We start from the raw sequence: 18,946 nt of genomic DNA, 5'->3' as shown, positions 1-18,946 counted from the left end.
AGTAGCGAAAATTCTTGAAGCCAATGCCGGAACTTCTAAAGCAGAAGAGTAGAATAGATTAGAAAGTGTCTGAGAACTCAACCTCAGGCACTTTTTGTTCTTTGCTTCAAACGAGATAGGAGGTGTCTTTCTACAGGAAGGGGCAAGAGGGTGATTTTCTACTTTCATTTGATGTCAAAAAATGGTAGAATATAGGCAAACTATAAAGAGGAGTGTCACATGACTAAAGCAAACTTTGGTGTTGTTGGTATGGCCGTAATGGGTCGTAACCTTGCCCTTAATATTGAATCTCGTGGATACACAGTTGCTATCTATAACCGTAGTAAAGAAAAAACAGAAGATGTTGTTGCTTGCCATCCTGAAAAGAACTTTGTGCCAAGCTATGATATCGAAAGCTTTGTAAACTCAATCGAAAAACCACGTCGTATCATGCTCATGGTTCAAGCTGGACCTGGTACAGATGCGACCATCCAAGCTCTTCTTCCACACTTGGATAAAGGCGATATCTTGATCGATGGAGGAAATACTTTCTACAAAGATACCATCCGTCGTAATGAAGAGTTGGCCAACTCTGGTATCAACTTTATCGGTACTGGTGTCTCTGGTGGTGAAAAAGGTGCCCTTGAAGGTCCTTCTATCATGCCTGGTGGACAAAAAGAAGCGTATGAATTGGTAGCAGACGTTCTTGAAGAAATCTCTGCCAAAGCACCAGAAGATGGCAAACCATGTGTGACTTACATTGGTCCTGATGGAGCTGGTCACTATGTGAAAATGGTCCACAATGGTATCGAGTATGGGGACATGCAATTGATCGCAGAAAGCTATGATTTGATGCAACACTTGCTTGGACTTTCAGCTCAAGATATGGCTGAAATCTTCACTGAGTGGAACAAGGGCGAATTGGACAGCTACTTGATCGAAATCACGGCTGACATCCTTGGACGTAAAGATGATGAAGGTCAAGATGGACCAATCGTAGACTATATTTTGGATGCTGCAGGAAACAAGGGAACTGGTAAATGGACTAGCCAATCAGCGCTTGACCTTGGTGTGCCATTGTCACTCATTACGGAGTCAGTATTTGCACGTTACATTTCTACATACAAAGAAGAACGTGTACACGCTAGCAAGGTGCTTCCAAAACCAGCTGCTTTTAAATTTGAAGGTGATAAGGCTGAGTTGATCGAAAAGATCCGTCAAGCCCTTTACTTCTCAAAAATCATTTCATACGCACAAGGTTTTGCACAATTGCGTGTTGCATCTAAAGAAAACAACTGGAACTTGCCATTTGCAGACATCGCTTCTATCTGGCGTGATGGCTGTATCATCCGTTCTCGTTTCTTGCAAAAGATCACGGATGCCTACAACCGTGATGCAGACCTTGCTAACCTTCTTTTGGATGAGTACTTCTTGGATGTCACTGCTAAGTATCAACAATCTGTTCGTGATATCGTAGCTCTTGCGGTTCAAGCTGGTGTGCCAGTCCCAACCTTCTCAGCAGCCATCACTTACTTTGATAGCTACCGTTCAGCAGATCTTCCAGCCAACTTGATCCAAGCACAACGTGACTACTTCGGTGCTCACACATACCAACGTAAGGATAAAGAAGGTACCTTCCACTATTCTTGGTACGACGAAAAATAATTGTAGGTTATGACAAAGCGGATATTACTAGTAGAAAATGAAAAGAATTTAGCGCGCTTTATTGATTTAGAACTTCAGAAAGCAGGCTATGTAGTTGATTTGGTAGAACAAGGGGAAATGGCCTTGAAACTCCTGCAGGCTACAGAATATGATTTAATTCTTCTCAATTACGAACTAGAAGATATGAGTGGGGAAGAGTTTGCCCAGCGTCTGAGCAAGATTCGTCCTGCAGCAGTCTTGATTGTCTTAGATAGTCGTGAGAAAATTTCAGAGCATATGGAGAGTATCCAACGATTTGCGGTATCTTATGTCATCAAACCATTCGTGATCAGTGATTTGGTTGAGAAAATCGTCGCTATTTTTAGAGGCCGTGATTTTATTGACCAACATTGTAATCAGATGAAAGTTCCCACTTCCTATCGGAATTTGCGAATTGATGTCGAGAATCATATGGTGTATCGGGGAGAAGAAGTAATTGATCTGACACGTCGTGAATATGATTTATTAGCAACTTTGATGGGAAGCAAACATGTCCTTAGTCGGGAGCAACTCTTAGAGCGGGTGTGGAAATATGAGAGTACAGCAGAAACCAATATCGTTGATGTCTATATTCGCTATCTTCGTGGGAAAATAGATCTTCCAGGACAAAAGAGCTATATCAAAACTGTCCGAGGTGTCGGCTACCAAATGCAAGAATAACAACAATCCCTTTGATGAGAAATCTCAAAGGGATTTTTTTGTTTGTCAAAAAGGAAGAAAGAAAAATTTTTTAAAAAAATTTTTTTAAAATCTTGTGAAAGAAGCAAACGTTTGCCTGGATTACAGTATTCCCAAGGCCTTTGTATATAATGTTTGTGAATTAAAAATTTACATGTAAGGGCTTTACAAAAGAAAAAAAAGTGGTATAATAGTAAGTGAAATATGCAAACGTTTTCTCGTATTGCGGGCATTTCAATTTTATAAGGAGGTCGAATGATGAATAAACAATCATTCAAAAGTCTATTAAGCTTTGAATTTTGGCAAAAATTCGGTAAAGCGTTGATGGTGGTCATTGCAGTTATGCCGGCGGCAGGTCTGATGATCAGTCTTGGTAAAACCATTGCAATGATTAATCCAGAACTTGGTTTCTTGGTAACTACCGGTGGTGTTCTTGAACAGATCGGTTGGGGGGTTATCGGAAACCTCCACATCCTCTTTGCTCTCGCTATCGGTGGTAGCTGGGCGAAAGAACGTGCGGGTGGGGCCTTTGCAGCAGGTCTATCCTTTATCCTGATTAACCGGATCACTGGTGTGATGTTCGGTGTAACAGGAGATATGCTGAAAGATCCAGAAGCGAAGGTGAAAACACTTCTTGGTGGATCTATCAAGGTTGCTGATTACTTCACGAGTGTGTTAGAATCACCTGCCTTGAATATGGGAGTTTTCGTTGGGATTATTGCCGGTTTTGTAGGGGCAACAGCCTTTAACAAATACTACAACTACCGCAAGTTACCAGATGCCCTATCATTCTTTAACGGGAAACGCTTTGTTCCATTTGTCGTTATCCTTCGTTCTGCAATTGTGGCTCTTATCTTGTCATTCTTATGGCCAGTAGTCCAAACAGGAATTAACAACTTTGGTATTTGGATTGCTAACTCAAAAGAGACTGCTCCAATCTTAGCACCATTTGCTTTCGGTACCTTGGAACGTCTCTTGCTTCCATTTGGTCTTCACCACATGTTGACTATCCCAATCAACTATACTCAATTGGGTGGTACTTATGAAGTGTTAACTGGTGCAGCAAAAGGCACTCAAGTATTTGGTCAAGATCCACTTTGGTTGGCTTGGATTACAGACTTAGGAAATACAAAAGTTTCTGACCCTGCTACTTACCAACACTTGTTGGATACTGTCACACCTGCTCGTTTCAAAGTGGGACAAATGATCGGTTCATTCGGTATCTTGATGGGGGTTGCCCTTGCCATTTACCGTAATGTAGACCCTGATAAGAAACACAAATACAAAGGGATGATGATTGCGACTGCTCTTGCAACCTTCCTCACAGGGGTTACAGAACCAATCGAGTACATGTTTATGTTCGTAGCAATGCCTCTTTACCTCGTTTATGCAGTGGTACAAGGTGCAGCCTTCGCGATGGCAGATATCGTCAATCTCCGTGTCCATTCATTTGGATCAATTGAGTTCTTGACTCGTACACCAATGACCATTAAAGCTGGCCTTGGTATGGACATCTTTAACTTCATTTGGGTAACGATTCTCTTTGCTGTGATCATGTACTTCATTGCAAACTTCATGATCCAGAAATTTAACTACGCAACTCCTGGACGTAATGGAAACTACGAACAAGCTGAAGGAGATGTAGATGCATCTGAAACTTCAGGTTCAGGTAAAGTGGCCGCTGCTTCTCAAGCAGTTAACGTGATCAACCTTCTTGGTGGTCGTGCCAATATCGTCGATGTAGATGCATGTATGACTCGTCTTCGTGTGACTGTTAAAGACGAAACAAAAGTCGGAACAGAAGAACAATGGAAGGCTGAAGGAGCAATGGGACTTGTCATGAAAGGACAAGGTGTCCAAGCGATTTACGGTCCAAAAGCGGACGTCTTGAAATCAGATATCCAAGATTTGTTAGACTCAGGTGAAGTGATTCCTGAAACTCTTCCAAGTCAAAAGACAGCGGCTCAACAAGCAGAAGTTGCCTTTAAAGGGGTGACGGAAGAAGTTCACTCAGTTGCTGAAGGACAAGTCATTGAATTAGAAAAAGTTCAAGATCCAGTCTTCTCACAAAAAATGATGGGTGACGGATTTGCAGTTGAACCAGCAAATGGTCAGATTGTTTCACCAGTAGCTGGTAAGGTGACAAGCGTCTTCCCTACCAAACATGCGCTTGGTTTGGTAACAGAATCTGGTCTTGAAGTCCTCGTTCACATCGGTCTTGATACTGTAAGTCTGGAAGGTAAACCTTTCACAGTGAAGGTAGAAGAAGGCCAAACAGTGGCGGCGGGAGACCTATTGGTAGAAGCAGATTTGGATGCTATTCGTGAAGCTGGACGTGCAACTTCAACAGTTGTAGTCTTCACAAATGGTGCAGCTATTCAATCTGTCACTCTTACACAAACTGGTCAACTTCCAGCAGATGCTGTGGTTGCTAAGGTTGAATTATAATCTATGAGAGTTATTCCTTGTATCTATTGGATACAGGGAATTCTCTATTAGGAGAGTAGGATCATGAAATTTTTAACTTTAAACACTCATAGTTGGATGGAAGAAAATCCCCAACAAAAATTTGAGGACTTATTAAAAGACATTCTTGCAAAGCAATACGATGTGATTTGTTTCCAAGAAATAAATCAGACCATCGAAAGTCCAGTTGTTCCTGTTAATGACTTGTACCATCCAACTCCTTCTGCGGAGCCGATCCATCAGGATCACTATGTTCGTTGTTTAGTTGAAAAATTAGAAGAAGAAGGATTGAGCTACCACTGGACCTGGGCTTATAACCATATCGGCTATGACCGTTATCATGAAGGCGTGGCGATTCTATCGCGTACCCCAATCCAGGCAAGCGAACTCTTGGTTTCAGATGTGAATGATCCAACAGATTATCATACACGACGGATTGCCATTGCAGAAACCCAAGTTGATGGGAAAGACATTGCTGTTGCCAGTGTTCACCTCTCTTGGTGGGACAAAGGCTTCCAGCAAGAGTGGGCGCGTTTAGAAGAACGCTTTAGCCAATTGCAAAAGCCTTTGATTTTAGCTGGGGACTTTAATAATCCAGCTGGGCAAGAAGGTTATGAAGCCATTTTAGCGAGCCCGCTAGCTCTTCAAGATAGCTTTATTGAAGCTCGCCAGACCAAGGGGACTTACACTGTAGGTCCTGGAATTGATGGATGGGATGATAATCAAGTACCCTTGCGGATTGATTATATTTTCACCTCAAAAGAATGGGTTATCGAACGGCTAGAAGTTGTGTTTGATGGTTCTAGTCAGCCTCTCGTTAGCGACCATTATGGTTTGTCAGCTGACTTGTATTTACCATAATATTCAAATCCCTATCCCTCCAGGAGGCTAGGGATTTTCTTTATTTCCCTTGCTTTCACTTTAGCCCTAAATATGATAGAATAAAGTATTAAGAAACGATAAGGAGGGTGTCCATGCGGTGTCCAAAATGTGGCGGAAATAAGTCTAGTGTTGTAGATAGTCGCCAGGCAGAAGACGGGAAAACGATTCGTAGAAGAAGAGAATGTGATGAATGTCATCATCGCTTCACCACTTATGAACGAGTAGAAGAGCGGACTCTTGTTGTGGTGAAAAAAGATGGCACCCGGGAACAGTTTTCTAGAGATAAAATATTTAATGGGATTATTCGATCTGCTCAGAAACGTCCCGTGTCGAGTGACGAAATTGAGGAAATTGTGGGGCGAATCGAACAAAAGATTCGTAGTCAGAGTGAAAATGAGATCCAGAGTGACTATATCGGATCACTTGTCATGGACGAGTTAGCAGAATTGGACGAAATTACCTATGTTCGATTTGCGAGTGTCTATCGTAGTTTCAAGGATGTTGGTGAATTGGAAAGTCTCTTAAAGCAGATTACCAAAGGAACGAAGAAGAAAAAGGAAAAATAGATGAAGCCCAATACTTCATTTTCTTTCTTGAAGAATAATTATTTAGCGCCTACAGGAGCCTCTTTCACGCATCTGTATGGACCAATATTAGGTGTTCAAGCAAGTCAATTATATACTTTTCTGCTGAGTCTCTATGATCAGGGGAAAGAAAAACGGCTGATTGCTGTTGTTTTAAATCATTTGGATCTAGGGTTCGCTCATTTTCTCGAAAGTCTAGACCGTTTGATTGCCATGAATTTACTAGAGGTTTTTGAGACAGATGAAGGACTTCAGTTCCGATTTTTGGCTCCGCTAGAAGCAGATCAATTTTTCGCGAATGTCGCTTATCAGAAGTTGCTGGAGAAAAAAATAGGAGAAGCAGCAGTTCGTGACTTGCTTCCTGAAAAACCAGAGGGAGAGAAACGGAAGGTGAACTTTGCCTCTGTTTTTGGGATTGATGGTGTTTCGACCCCTCAGAGGAAAGTATCTTCCTTCAGTTTAGAGCACTTTAAACAATTAATGGTGCGGGATGGCCTTCGTTTTGAGAACGAACAAGAGGACCTCTTAGTTCTTTATGCCATCACCGAAGAGAAGAATTGGACTTGGTACGAGACCTATCTGTTGGCCAAAGAGACAGCGGTTAATTTGGTCATTTCGACCAAACGGATGAGACAAAAACTGACCCAAGAGCCACAAGAAAAAGGTAAGGATGAGTTCACTCCGCAGGAAAGAGCTATTATCCGGGAAGCTAAAAATAAGACTAGTCGTCAATTTTTAGCAGGAATTAAAAAAGCGCGTAAGGCTGTTGTGACCCAATCAGAACGCCAAGTAATTTCTGACTTGGCCCGTTTAGGCCTGTTAGATGAAGTTATTAATGTGATCTTGTTGTTGACCTTTAACAAGGTTGCTTCCGCCAATCTCAATGAAAAGTATGCCTTAAAAGTTGGAAATGACTTTGCTTATGAGGGGATAAAGATGGCTGAGGAGGCCGTTCTGAAGATCCGCCAGCGCCAAGACTCCCATTTACAAAAAGCAAAAGAGAAAGTAGCTAAGAGTGGATCAACGACAGGAAAGACCAATGTTCCGAAGTGGAGTCAGCCTAACTATACCAATCAGACTAGCCAAGAAGAACAGGCTAATCTGGAACAACAAAAACGAGCCTTGCTCGAGAAATTAAATCAAGGAGGGGAGTAAATGGAGAGCGTAGGGAAAACCATGTCCCAGATGAATCGATCACAGCAGTTCAATTATGAAGAATTGGTAGCTCAAATTCTCGCCGAACCTGAGATTGCAACCTTTATTCAAAAGGAAGGTTTATCGGATGTAGAAATCCGTCGTAGCATTTCCAAATTTAACCAATACATCAGTGAGCGCAATCGCTTTGTCCTTGGGGATGCAGATTATATTGCAAGAGGGTATAAGCCTGTTTTAGTCATGAATGAAGGTTATGCGGATGTTTCCTATGAGGAGACACCTGAATTAATCGAGGCACAAAAACAAGCCGCTATCAATAGACGCTTGCAGCTGATCAACTTACCAAGCACCTTGAAGGAAGCTTCCTTAGCGAAAGTCGACTTGGATGATCGTGGGCGTTTTGGAGCCTTTGAAGAGTTGGCCAATTTTGTTGCTTCCTATCCTCAAGCTCGTAAAGGGATTTTTCTATATGGAGATTTTGGAGTTGGGAAAAGCTATATGATGGCAGCCCTTGCTCACGACTTGTCTGAAAAACGGCAGGCTTCTTCAACGATTCTGCATTTTCCAAGCTTTGTCATCGATGTCAAAAATGCGATTAACACAGGACAAGTTAAAGAGATGCTAGATCAAGTCAAGAAGGCTGAAATCTTGATTCTTGATGACATTGGGGCAGAGCAAATGTCGCCTTGGGTGCGGGATGAAGTCTTGCAAGTGATTTTGCAACACCGGATGCAGGAGATTCTTCCAACCTTCTTTACCTCCAATTTCAATTTTGAAGACTTGGAACGTCATTTTGCTACGTCTCGGAATGGAGATGAGACTTGGCAAGCCAAACGTGTCATGGAGCGAATTAAGTTCCTGGCTAAAGAAGTGCGCCTAGAAGGAGAAAATCGCCGATGAATACTGTTATTGATTTGATGAAATCTCATTCCTCTGTCCGTCGCTTTAAAGAGGAGGATATCAAGGAGGAAGATCTTCGAGCGATCCTAACAGCTGGGCAAATGGCTTCCTCTTGGAAAAATTTTCAGTCCTATTCCATCATCTTAGTGAGAAGCCAAGAAAAGAAAGAGGCACTGTATCAATTTGTCCCTCAGGAGGCCATCCGTCAATCCTCTGTCTTCCTATTGTTTGTAGGAGATCTCAATCGAGCTGAAAAAGGGGTTCGGATGCATACGGATCAATTCCATCCAGAAGGACCGGATAATTTGTTGATTACTTCTGTAGATGCGGCCTTGGCAGGTCAAAATACTTTGTTGGCTGCAGAGAGTTTAGGCTATGGAGGGGTCATTATCGGCTTGGTGCGTTATCAAGCTTCTGAAGTGGCTAAATTATTTAATTTACCAGACTATACCTATCCTGTCTTTGGGATGGCTTTAGGAGTGCCAAATCAGAATCATCCTGTGAAGCCCCGCCTTCCTTTGGAAGCTGTTGTATTTGAGGAAAGCTATCAAGTGCAGACTCCTGAAGTGATTGAAGCCTTTGACCAAGTACAGACTGCCTATGCTGGAGCACGGGCAACAGATACTTGGAGTCAACGCTTGGCTGCCCAATTTGGACAGGAGGAACCAGTTGCTACGGCAGAGTTATTAAAGAAACACCAACTAGAAAAATAAGAGAAAAGAGGATACCATGGCTTTACCTACTGTTGCCATTGTAGGACGTCCAAATGTCGGGAAGTCAACGCTCTTTAACCGGATTGCCGGTGAGCGGATTTCCATTGTCGAGGATGTCGAAGGAGTTACTCGGGACCGTATTTATGCAACGGCGGAGTGGCTCAACCACCAATTTAGTATTATCGATACTGGCGGGATTGATGACGTGGACGCACCTTTCATGGAGCAAATCAAGCACCAAGCTGAGATTGCCATGGATGAAGCCGACGTCATTGTCTTTGTAGTATCTGGAAAAGAAGGGATTACCGATGCGGATGAATATGTCGCTCGGATGCTCTACAAGACTCACAAACCAGTCATTTTAGCAGTCAATAAAGTGGATAATCCAGAGATGCGAAATGACATCTATGATTTCTACGCTCTAGGCCTGGGAGAACCCTTGCCAGTGTCATCTGTACACGGGATTGGTACAGGGGATGTCTTGGATGCCATCGTTGAAAATCTTCCAACGGATCGCGAAGCAGAAAATCCAGACGTCATTAAGTTTAGTTTGATTGGTCGTCCAAATGTTGGAAAATCAAGCTTGATCAATGCCATCCTTGGAGAAGACCGCGTCATTGCTAGTCCTGTGGCTGGGACTACGCGAGATGCTATTGACACCCATTTCACGGATGCTGAAGGCCAAGAATATACCATGATTGATACTGCAGGAATGCGGAAATCTGGTAAGGTCTATGAAAATACAGAGAAGTATTCTGTGATGCGAGCTATGCGGGCTATCGATCGTTCGGATGTAGTCTTGATGGTCTTGAATGCGGAAGAAGGTATTCGAGAGTACGATAAGCGGATTGCTGGATTTGCCCATGAAGCAGGAAAAGGGATGATTATCGTGGTCAATAAGTGGGATACCCTTGAAAAGGATAACCACACCATGAAGCAATGGGAAGATGATATTCGCGATCAATTCCAATATCTTTCTTATGCTCCCATTATCTTTGTCTCTGCTTTGACCAAACAACGCTTGCACAAGCTACCAGACATGATCAAGCAAATTAGTGAGAGCCAAAATACTCGCATTCCTTCAGCTGTCTTGAACGATGTCATTATGGATGCTATTGCCATTAATCCGACACCGACAGATAAAGGAAAACGCCTGAAAATCTTCTATGCGACTCAGGTTGCTACCAAGCCACCAACTTTTGTGGTCTTTGTCAATGAAGAAGAACTCATGCATTTCTCTTATCTTCGTTTCTTGGAAAATCAAATTCGGAAAGCCTTTGTCTTTGAAGGAACCCCGATTCATTTGATCGCTCGGAAACGGAAGTAGGGCTTTATGAAAATTTTGAAACAAGGACTCCTGCTTGTTATCACATTTTTTGTATTTCTGGGACTGACAGCTTGTAGCCTTGAAAGAGAAGAAACCTATGAGAAAAAATTTAAAGACAGTCTTGTTCGAGTGACTATTCGACATAGATCCAATCAAATGATCTCTGAAGAGTTTTGGGCTGATAATTTTAATGTACATATTGAAGATGACTCTCAACTCGAATATATTAAAAAAGAAATTGTTGACCCTAAAAGAGGAATCTCGGGCTATACAACAGATGTGAGTCGGACGAAAGAGGATGGACTGATGATTCATACCAAAATCGTCTACCAAGACTTAGATGTTGAAGCCTTCAATAAAGCCAACGATGAGAAAAAAACGATTGGAGAACTGGCCGACTATTCAGACCATATCAAGAACCTCAAAAAAGAAGGTTTTAAGAGAATAAAATAAAGAGAGTGGGACAGAAATCGGTAATTCGTAAGAATTCGATTTCGTCGTCCCACCTCCGCACAGTTGAGTAGGGCTGTAAAAACTGATGAAATCAGCGTAGTAGAGCCCACTCAACCACTGCGTCTTGCTCGACAATCCAAAGACAATTGAGAGGCTAGGACTTTTGTCCCAGCCTCTTTTTGAATGAAAAAAGAAAAGTGGACTTAGATGATTGTAAAATGAGGTATTGAATTCTTTGCAATTCTTTGTCTTCTTTTTCTATTTTAGAGGGGATATGATATAATAAGGAGATAAACATAAGGTGGTAAATATGGCAAAATTAATTCCTGGGAAAATCCGTTCAGAAGGAATCCTTCTCTATGAAAACGGCAAAGTAACCCTACAGGAAATGAAAAATCAGTACCTCTATTTCAGAATTGACAATGACTCCCTCCGATATAGCCTGGATGATCAAGCAATTTTTTGTAGTTGTGATTTTTTCCAGAAGAAAAAATTCTGTGTGCATTTAGCTGCGGGTGAAGCCTTTTTAAAAAATGATGAAAAAGGGAAGGAACTCTTGCTTGGTTTGGAGCAAGATGCAACAGAAAGCCAAGAAACAAAGGAAAAAGTATCCTTTGGAAGTTTGTTTTTAGATCAGGTCCTACCAAAAATTGAAAGTAAAGAGATCCGTTTTGGTCTCTCAGCAACCGGTCATGTGGACGACTATTCTGGTCAGTTTTTGTGGACCCTTCGTATCTATCGCAGACCGGATGAGAGAACGTATGTAGTGCGGGATGTTGTGGCTTTTTTGCAAGCTATCAGAAAACAGTCCCATTTTGCGATTGGGAAAAGTTATTATGAGCCGATTTCCTATGCGGCCTTTGACCCTGAAAGTCGCGCCTTGATACGATTCTTAGAAGGGTTATTATCGGGGGACACGGTACATGATGCTCTATTCTTTCCAAATGGAGGTCGTCACCTTTACTTTCCAATGAGCTTCTTTGAAGAGGCTGTGCAATTATTGATGGATTTACCGTCCTTTACCCTTGAAGTCGGGATGGATACCTATCAGGAAGTTTTCTTTCAAGAACTCCAGGAAGATTCAGGCTTGTTTTCTTTCCAAGTCGTGGAAATGAAGGAGTTTATCGAACTACAGGTCCAAGTGTCTTCCTATAAAATGGTGGAAGGTCGCTTTCTTTTGGCAAATGGCCATTTCTACCAAATCTCGCCCCTTCAAAAGATTTTGATTGAGGCGGTTCAGAGTTTACCCCTATCCAGTGATCAGAAGAGACATGTTCAGTTTGATTTGTCGGATCAGACCAAATTGACCTATAGCTTAGAGCAATTCAGGAAAATTGGTGAGGTGAAAGCACCAAGTAACTTCTATATCCATGATTTTCAACCTCACTTCACCTTCGATTTATCTGAACAGGGAGAAGTGTTGTTAGAAGTAGCCTTTGTCTACGAGGACCGTATCGTTCGTTCTGAGCAAGATCTCAAGGATCTGCCTTATTCCAGTAACTTTGATAAGGAACGTATGGTTTTTGAAACCATTTTGGCAGCTGGTTTTACCAATCACTTTCAGACCAAACGGTCTCCTCTACTTCCTAAACAAATCTATCCTTTCTTTCAGCAGACCCTTCCATTATTTGAACAACTAGGAGAGGTAGAAGTTTCGGAGAAATTGTTGGATTTGTATCAGGTGGAGAAGCCCAAGATTGACATTCAAACCAGTGGACGACTGCTTGAAATTGGTTTTGAATTTGACTCCATTGATCCCTCTGAAGTTGACCAAGTCATGAGTGCCTTAATCGAGAAGAATGACTATTATATCAGTCAAACAGGAAAGGTCCTTATCTTTGATGAAGAAACCAAGCAGATCAGTCAGACCTTATTGAATCTTCGTGCAAAGAAGACAAAGACAGGGCAGTTGCAAACCAATCGCATTGCAGCTTTCCAGCTCTCCCAGTTATTTGAGACGGCTGACAATGTCCAATTTTCTGAAGAGTTTCGTCATTTGGCTCATGATTTGATTCATCCAGAGCAATTTCCATTAGGTAAGCTGCAAGTAACAGCTAAACTACGAGATTATCAGGAACTAGGAGTCCGCTGGCTATCCATGCTTAATCACTACGGTTTTGGGGGGATTTTGGCAGATGATATGGGACTTGGAAAGACACTCCAGACTATTGCCTTTCTCTCGAGTGTTGTGACATCAGATTCTAAGATTTTGATCTTAGCTCCATCTAGTTTAATCTATAATTGGAAAGAGGAGTTCGAAAAGTTCGCCCCACAAATGAAAGTAGAGGTCATTTATGGCCTTAAAGCAAGTCGCGACGAGATTATTGCAAGCAATCCTCAGGTAGCGATTACCAGTTATGCTTCCTTCCGTCAGGACGTAGAGCAATACGAAAAAAATCAGTACCAATACTTAATCTTGGATGAAGCGCAGGTCATGAAAAATTCCCAAACCAAGATTGCTCAATACTTACGGAAATTCGATGTTCCTCATACTTTTGCTTTGTCGGGAACACCAATAGAAAACCATGTGGAGGAACTCTGGTCGATTTTCCAAATTGTTCTTCCTGGTTTATTTCCCGGTAAAAAAGAATTTAAACAATTGAGTCCAGAGACCATTTCTCACTACGTCAAGCCTTTTATCATGAGACGGAAAAAAAGTGAAGTCTTGCAGGAACTTCCGGATCTGATAGAGATGACCTATAAGAATGAATTGGCTGACGATCAAAAAACAATCTATTTGGCTCAGTTGAAGCAAATGCAAGATCGCATTCTAAGCTCTTCTGAAGAGGAACTCAATCGCAGTAAGATGGAAATCTTATCTGGCTTGATGCGTCTTCGTCAGATTTGTGATACGCCATCTCTCTTTTTAGAGGACTACGATGGAGAAAGTGGGAAGCTAGATAGCCTTCGAGAACTGCTAGAGCAGATCAAAGATGGCAACCAACGGGTTTTGATTTTCTCACAATTTAGAGGGATGTTAGATATCATTGAAAAAGAGTTGGACGCTCTGAAGATGACTTCTTTTAAAATCACGGGATCTACGCCAGCTAATGAACGCCAAGACATGACCAATGCCTTTAATTCCGGTCAAGGAGATGCCTTTCTCATTTCCTTGAAAGCAGGTGGAGTTGGTTTGAATTTGACAGGTGCGGACACGGTTATTCTAGTTGACCTATGGTGGAACCCTGCGGTAGAAGATCAAGCCATTGGCCGTGCCCATCGAATGGGACAAGATAAGAATGTTGAGGTCTACCGGATGATCACTCGAGGGACCATTGAAGAAAAAATACAAGAGCTCCAGACCAGCAAACGTCATTTAGTTTCTACCATATTAGATGGTACCGAAACGCGCTCTAGTCTTTCTATTGAAGAAATTCGGGAAATTTTGGGTATTTCGGTGGAATAACTTGAAAAATAAAATGAATAGTTTATAATTAATGAAGTGTCGAAAGGAAGAAGAAGGATGACGGATAAGCATTTCCCACAAGTAGCAGATGATGAAATCATGCTAACTCAAATGCCCCATATGAATTTATATGATGACGGGGACTTCATTAGTAATATTCTTGGAGAGTATACAGATAAAAATTATTTAGAATGGGAGCCGATTGCTACTGGAAAAACTGCAGAGCAGCCCTATCAGAAATCCCTTCAAAAGTCTCTTCAAAAACCATTTGAAGTGCCCAAGTCAAGAAGGCAACCAATGGCTCCGGATTTCAAGGAACCTGTTGATAAAAAAAGCCCGGCAAATCGCTACGCAGAAGAGGCGCGTGAAGCAGCGCGAGCTGATTTGAAAAAGAAGCGAACGGCTCCTTATTTAACAGCAGATATCGCCTCTAAACCCAATCGGAAAAAATTCACCCCTTCTTTCATGCCAAAAGTGAAGCCAACAGCTCCTTTTCAAAAAGAAAATCCAGGTGAATTAATCAAATATGGCGAGCGACTGAAACAAGAGCAATTGATTCTTTTAGAGGAGACAGAGGAACTTCCGGTTCAAGAGTCCCACCAAGAAGAAAAGCCAAAGAAGAATAATTATGATTTCTTGAAAAAGAGTCAAATCTATAACAAGGATCATCAAAACATCCAAACGAGACCCATTAAACAAGAACTCGATGTGACCAATCTGGACTAGCAGGAGGAGAAACTATGTCAAAAACATTTCATTTTATCGGAATAAAAGGAGCAGGTATGAGCGCCTTAGCTCTGATGCTCCATCAGATGGGACACACTGTACAAGGATCTGATGTGGAGAAATACTACTTTACACAAAGAGGTTTAGAGCAGGCAGGGATTACCATTTTACCATTCAGTGAAGAAAATCTTACCGGTGATCAAATCTTGATCGCCGGGAATGCCTTTAAACCTGAAAATAATGTAGAGATTGCTTATGCAGATGCTCAAGGCTACACCTATCAACGCTACCATGAATTCTTGGGTGAATTTATGCGTGATTTTGTCAGCATGGGAGTAGCAGGAGCTCACGGGAAAACTTCTACTACAGGGATTTTGTCCCATGTCTTGTCTAATATCACAGATACCAGCTATTTGATTGGTGATGGAACTGGCCGTGGTTCCAAAGGTGCTAAGTACTTTGTCTTTGAATCAGACGAGTACGAACGTCACTTTATGCCTTACCACCCAGAGTATTCGATTATCACCAATATTGATTTTGACCATCCTGACTACTTTACTGGCCTAGAAGATGTCTTTAATGCCTTCAATGATTATGCCAAACAAATCTCCAAAGCCTTGTTCATCTATGGGGAAGATCCTGAGCTTCGTCGGATTACAGCTAATGCCCCAATCTATTACTATGGCTTTGAAGAAGAGGGCAATGATTTTGTAGCCAGTGATCTCTTGCGTTCTACTACTGGATCAACCTTTACTGTTCACTTCCGTGGAGAAGATTTGGGACAGTTCCAAATCCCATCCTTCGGACGTCACAATATCATGAATGCTACAGCGGTCGTTGGTTTGCTTTATATCGCTGGATTCGATCTTGATTTAGTTCGGGAACACTTAAAAACATTTGGCGGGGTCAAACGTCGCTTTACAGAAAAGATTGTCAACGATACCGTCATCATTGATGACTTTGCCCACCATCCAACTGAAATCATTGCTACTTTGGATGCGGCACGTCAAAAGTATCCAAGTAAGGAAATCGTAGCGGTCTTCCAACCTCATACCTTTACTCGGACGATTGCTCTCTTGGATGAATTTGCGGATGCCTTGAACCAGGCCGATGCAGTTTACTTGGCACAGATTTATGGATCAGCCCGTGAAGTGGATCATGGGGATGTAAAAGTGGAAGATCTAGAAGCGAAAATCATCAAGAAATCAGGTGTGATTACAGCTGAAAACGTTTCTCCACTCTTGGATCATGACAATGCTGTCTATGTCTTCATGGGAGCAGGAGATATCCAGACCTATGAATATTCATTTGAACGTTTACTTGGGAACTTGACCAATAACGTTCAATAAGGAGATACCATGCAACCAAACCTTAGGATTCGGTTTGCTAAAGAAATTGATTGGGATGAGATCGAACAGATCACGTCCCAAAATTTTTCTTTTCAAAGTGCTAAACGACAAGAACTGAACGGATTCAGGACCCTGGTCTTGGAATTTGAAGAGCAAGTGATTGGGAGTTGCCTGATTCAAACAGAGGATCAGCTCGAAAATCCCTCTTTAAAATTATTGTGGTTGGAAATTCTTCCAGACTTTAGAAAACAAGGTTTTGGTACCTTGTTACTGGCCTCACTCAAGTCTCTTGTAGCTCAAGAATCCTTGTTAGGGATTCATGTGCTCTGCCAGGAAGAACTGATTCCGTATTTTGAAATGAATGATTTCCAACTAGAGATAGGGGGTAACGAAGAAGGAGTTGAGGGCTATCAACTAAGTTGGTGCCTGTCCCTATAGAAAGGAAGAAAAATGAACATTCGTCGTGCAACTATTGATGATTTAGAAGCCATTCTTGCCATAGAACTGGAAAATTTTAGTCCAGAAGAAGCAATAGATGAGACAGTGCTTGCCAAACATATCGAATCGTTTCATAATAGCTTTTTATTGGCTGAAAAGGATGGCCAGCTCCTAGGCTATCTAGAAGGACCAGTTACTCAAAAGAGATATGTGGATGACCGTTCTTTTACAGTGGATGTAAGGGATGAGTCGCATCTACCAGGAGGTTTTATTACCATTACAAGTCTTTCGATAGCTCAGTCTGCACAAGGCTTAGGGGTTGGGAAAGCCCTGCTTGAGACCATGAAGAGGGTTGCTTTAGAAGAAGGACGGGAAGGGATCAGCCTGACCTGTCATGATTACTTGATTGAGTATTATGAAAGGAACGGCTTTGTAAACGAAGGTCGCTCGGCCTCTAACTATGCTGGGGAAGTCTGGTACGATTTAGTATGGGAGGTCCCATCAAGTAAGTAATCAATAGGATTTGAGGCCCTCAAGCCTCGTTCCTATTGATTTTCTATCCCTTTTAAGATATAATATTAAGGATTATGACAAGGGGGGTCAAGTATTTGACTGATAACCAACAAGAGAATGAAAAATTATTAAGCTTTAAAGAGCGGATTCTCCGTGATCTTGAAGAAGCAAATAAGCAGATTGTACAGGTTGAAAAAGAATATGATTTACCTGTTCAAGAAATCTCTAGTCCAGAAAACAAAGAAGAAGAGACGGAAGGATCACTTCCTGAACTTGTGTCAGAAGAGTCCAAGGTTCAGGACAAAGTAGAAATTCCAGAGGAAGCAGAAGTTTCAGAAGTGCCAGAAGTTACGGAAATTCCCGACCTTCAAGGTATAGAAGAAGAAACACTTCTACCAGTGCAAGAACCAACTCGAGAACCAGAAATCTCAAGTCAGCCACTTGCTGCTTCGAGAAAAGAAAAACCGGTTTCTAGTGTTTCGCGCAAGGATCGTGACCAACGTGTTCAGAAAAAGAAAAAACAGAATACTATTGCTAAACGGATCGTCTTGACGGTTCTTGGAATTCTTTTTGTCTTAATGGTTGCAACTGGAATTTTCGCGGTGACCTATGTTCGATCTAACTTAAATGCAATGGATGCCAAGTCTACAGAGTTTGTAACCGTTGAAATTCCTGCTGGATCTAGCAATCGTGAAATTGGGACCATCTTGGAGAAAAAAGGCTTGATTAAGAATGGTCAGTTCTTCAACTATTACACCAAGTTTAAGAATTATGGAAACTTCCAATCCGGTTATTTCAATCTACAAAAGAGTATGGATCTAGAGACCATTATTCAAAAATTGCAAGAGCAAGGGACCAAAACTCCGGAACCACCGGTCTTAGGAAAAATTACGATTCCTGAGGGCTACACGATTGATCAAATCGCTCAAGTGGTTTCTGTGGATGCTAGTTCCAAATCTGGTGCCAAGACTCCATATACGCAAGAAGAATTCTTAAAAGTAATCCAAGATGATGCTTTTATTGAAAAGATGGTAGCCAAATATCCTAAGTTACTAGCAACCTTACCGTCCAAAGAAAGTGGCGTACGTTATCGCTTAGAGGGCTATCTCTTCCCAGCTACTTACGGTTATGGAAAAGATAGTAAAATGGAAGATCTTGTGGACCAAATGTTAGCTGCAATGGACCAAAATCTTTCAGCCTACTATGACACTATGGAAGCTAAAAACATTGATGTCAATGAGGCATTGACTCTGGCTTCTTTGATTGAAAAAGAAGGCGCTACAGATAAAGACCGCAAGGATATTGCCAGTGTCTTTTATAACCGTTTGAATCAAGATATGCCTCTTCAAAGTAATATTGCCATCTTGTACGCACAAGGTCAATTAGGCAAGAAGACGACTCTGAAAGAAGACGCAACGATTGACACCAATATTGATTCACCTTATAATATCTACAAGAATACTGGTTTGATGCCTGGTCCAGTAGATAGTCCAGGGCTATCTGCAATTGAAGCAGCCGTCAACCCAAGCAAGACAGACTACCTCTACTTTGTCGCAAATGTAGAGACAGGGGAAGTCTATTTTGCGAAAACTTATGAGGAACACACTAAAAACGTGGAAGAACACGTGAATAGCAAATTAACAGAAAGCAGCTCAAACTAAGGAGGATGTGGC

General features: G+C 41.8%; 16 protein-coding genes. All 16 read left to right on the top strand.

Going from position 1 to position 18,946, the window contains the following annotated elements; all coding sequences use genetic code 11:
* Positions 1-219: 219 nt before the first annotated feature.
* The 16 genes from gndA to mltG all read left to right on the top strand — a co-directional run bounded on the left by gndA (position 220) and on the right by mltG (position 18,934).
* Positions 220-1,644 (top strand): NADP-dependent phosphogluconate dehydrogenase, encoded by a 1,425-nt coding sequence (gene gndA, locus DW738_RS05570; protein ID WP_006151777.1) that lies wholly within the window; start codon positions 220-222, stop codon positions 1,642-1,644.
* Between the two features lie 9 nt (positions 1,645-1,653).
* Complete coding sequence (locus tag DW738_RS05565) at positions 1,654-2,343, top strand: response regulator transcription factor (protein WP_117744587.1); 690 nt, start codon at positions 1,654-1,656, stop codon at positions 2,341-2,343.
* A 276-nt stretch (positions 2,344-2,619) separates the two neighbouring features.
* Positions 2,620-4,809: a PTS transporter subunit IIBC gene (locus tag DW738_RS05560; protein WP_123160759.1), complete on the top strand. Its 2,190-nt coding sequence runs from the start codon at positions 2,620-2,622 to the stop codon at positions 4,807-4,809.
* 63 nt (positions 4,810-4,872) lie between these two features.
* Positions 4,873-5,688 (top strand): endonuclease/exonuclease/phosphatase family protein, encoded by an 816-nt coding sequence (locus DW738_RS05555; RefSeq protein ID WP_023024137.1) that lies wholly within the window; start codon positions 4,873-4,875, stop codon positions 5,686-5,688.
* Positions 5,689-5,801: 113 nt separating this feature from the next.
* Positions 5,802-6,275 carry a transcriptional regulator NrdR gene (gene nrdR / locus DW738_RS05550; protein ID WP_006595763.1) on the top strand — a complete coding sequence of 158 codons (474 nt, stop codon included), beginning with the start codon at positions 5,802-5,804 and terminating at the stop codon, positions 6,273-6,275.
* Positions 6,276-7,448 (top strand): DNA helicase, encoded by a 1,173-nt coding sequence (locus DW738_RS05545; protein WP_117744586.1) that lies wholly within the window; start codon positions 6,276-6,278, stop codon positions 7,446-7,448.
* On the top strand, positions 7,449-8,348 hold the full coding sequence (gene dnaI, locus DW738_RS05540; RefSeq protein ID WP_023024133.1) for a primosomal protein DnaI: 900 nt from the start codon (positions 7,449-7,451) through the stop codon (positions 8,346-8,348).
* The gene (locus DW738_RS05535) at positions 8,345-9,061 is read left to right on the top strand and encodes an NADPH-dependent oxidoreductase (protein WP_117744584.1); all 717 of its coding nucleotides are present in this window, start codon (positions 8,345-8,347) and stop codon (positions 9,059-9,061) included. The genes dnaI and DW738_RS05535 overlap by 4 nt, the downstream gene beginning before the upstream one ends.
* A 16-nt stretch (positions 9,062-9,077) precedes the next feature.
* A complete protein-coding gene (gene der / locus DW738_RS05530) occupies positions 9,078-10,388 on the top strand; it encodes a ribosome biogenesis GTPase Der (protein ID WP_117744583.1) in 1,311 nt (436 codons plus the stop codon).
* A 6-nt stretch (positions 10,389-10,394) separates the two neighbouring features.
* Entirely contained in the window at positions 10,395-10,841 is a 447-nt protein-coding gene (locus DW738_RS05525) for a hypothetical protein (protein WP_123159488.1), read from the top strand.
* Positions 10,842-11,151: 310 nt separating this feature from the next.
* Complete coding sequence (locus tag DW738_RS05520) at positions 11,152-14,247, top strand: DEAD/DEAH box helicase (protein ID WP_123160549.1); 3,096 nt, start codon at positions 11,152-11,154, stop codon at positions 14,245-14,247.
* Positions 14,248-14,304: 57 nt separating this feature from the next.
* A complete protein-coding gene (locus DW738_RS05515) occupies positions 14,305-14,973 on the top strand; it encodes a cystathionine gamma-synthase (RefSeq protein WP_123160548.1) in 669 nt (222 codons plus the stop codon).
* Between the two features lie 14 nt (positions 14,974-14,987).
* Positions 14,988-16,322, top strand: coding sequence for a UDP-N-acetylmuramate--L-alanine ligase (murC, locus tag DW738_RS05510; RefSeq protein ID WP_006595771.1), 1,335 nt, complete (start codon positions 14,988-14,990; stop codon positions 16,320-16,322).
* 9 nt (positions 16,323-16,331) lie between these two features.
* Entirely contained in the window at positions 16,332-16,760 is a 429-nt protein-coding gene (locus tag DW738_RS05505; RefSeq protein ID WP_117744579.1) for a GNAT family N-acetyltransferase, read from the top strand.
* Positions 16,761-16,772: 12 nt separating this feature from the next.
* Positions 16,773-17,273, top strand: coding sequence for a GNAT family N-acetyltransferase (locus DW738_RS05500; RefSeq protein WP_123160547.1), 501 nt, complete (start codon positions 16,773-16,775; stop codon positions 17,271-17,273).
* Between the two features lie 74 nt (positions 17,274-17,347).
* A complete protein-coding gene (gene mltG, locus DW738_RS05495) occupies positions 17,348-18,934 on the top strand; it encodes an endolytic transglycosylase MltG (RefSeq protein ID WP_123160546.1) in 1,587 nt (528 codons plus the stop codon).
* The last annotated feature ends 12 nt before the right edge of the window (positions 18,935-18,946 follow it).

It is taken from the genome of Streptococcus sp. AM28-20 (assembly GCF_003603595.1).
Lineage (GTDB): Bacteria > Bacillota > Bacilli > Lactobacillales > Streptococcaceae > Streptococcus > Streptococcus ilei.
The sequence above is the reverse complement of the archived record's forward strand: the minus strand, read 5'-3'. Positions and strand labels throughout refer to the sequence as shown.

What these genes read in the sequence shown, in the direction of transcription:
- gndA (WP_006151777.1), top strand. Translation starts at nt 220, where the DNA reads ATGACTAAAGCAAACTTTGGTGTTGTTGGTATGGCCGTAATGGGTCGT.
- DW738_RS05565 (WP_117744587.1), top strand. Translation starts at nt 1,654, where the DNA reads ATGACAAAGCGGATATTACTAGTAGAAAATGAAAAGAATTTAGCGCGC.
- DW738_RS05560 (WP_123160759.1), top strand. Translation starts at nt 2,620, where the DNA reads ATGAATAAACAATCATTCAAAAGTCTATTAAGCTTTGAATTTTGGCAA.
- DW738_RS05555 (WP_023024137.1), top strand. Translation starts at nt 4,873, where the DNA reads ATGAAATTTTTAACTTTAAACACTCATAGTTGGATGGAAGAAAATCCC.
- nrdR (WP_006595763.1), top strand. Translation starts at nt 5,802, where the DNA reads ATGCGGTGTCCAAAATGTGGCGGAAATAAGTCTAGTGTTGTAGATAGT.
- DW738_RS05545 (WP_117744586.1), top strand. Translation starts at nt 6,276, where the DNA reads ATGAAGCCCAATACTTCATTTTCTTTCTTGAAGAATAATTATTTAGCG.
- dnaI (WP_023024133.1), top strand. Translation starts at nt 7,449, where the DNA reads ATGGAGAGCGTAGGGAAAACCATGTCCCAGATGAATCGATCACAGCAG.
- DW738_RS05535 (WP_117744584.1), top strand. Translation starts at nt 8,345, where the DNA reads ATGAATACTGTTATTGATTTGATGAAATCTCATTCCTCTGTCCGTCGC.
- der (WP_117744583.1), top strand. Translation starts at nt 9,078, where the DNA reads ATGGCTTTACCTACTGTTGCCATTGTAGGACGTCCAAATGTCGGGAAG.
- DW738_RS05525 (WP_123159488.1), top strand. Translation starts at nt 10,395, where the DNA reads ATGAAAATTTTGAAACAAGGACTCCTGCTTGTTATCACATTTTTTGTA.
- DW738_RS05520 (WP_123160549.1), top strand. Translation starts at nt 11,152, where the DNA reads ATGGCAAAATTAATTCCTGGGAAAATCCGTTCAGAAGGAATCCTTCTC.
- DW738_RS05515 (WP_123160548.1), top strand. Translation starts at nt 14,305, where the DNA reads ATGACGGATAAGCATTTCCCACAAGTAGCAGATGATGAAATCATGCTA.
- murC (WP_006595771.1), top strand. Translation starts at nt 14,988, where the DNA reads ATGTCAAAAACATTTCATTTTATCGGAATAAAAGGAGCAGGTATGAGC.
- DW738_RS05505 (WP_117744579.1), top strand. Translation starts at nt 16,332, where the DNA reads ATGCAACCAAACCTTAGGATTCGGTTTGCTAAAGAAATTGATTGGGAT.
- DW738_RS05500 (WP_123160547.1), top strand. Translation starts at nt 16,773, where the DNA reads ATGAACATTCGTCGTGCAACTATTGATGATTTAGAAGCCATTCTTGCC.
- mltG (WP_123160546.1), top strand. Translation starts at nt 17,348, where the DNA reads ATGACAAGGGGGGTCAAGTATTTGACTGATAACCAACAAGAGAATGAA.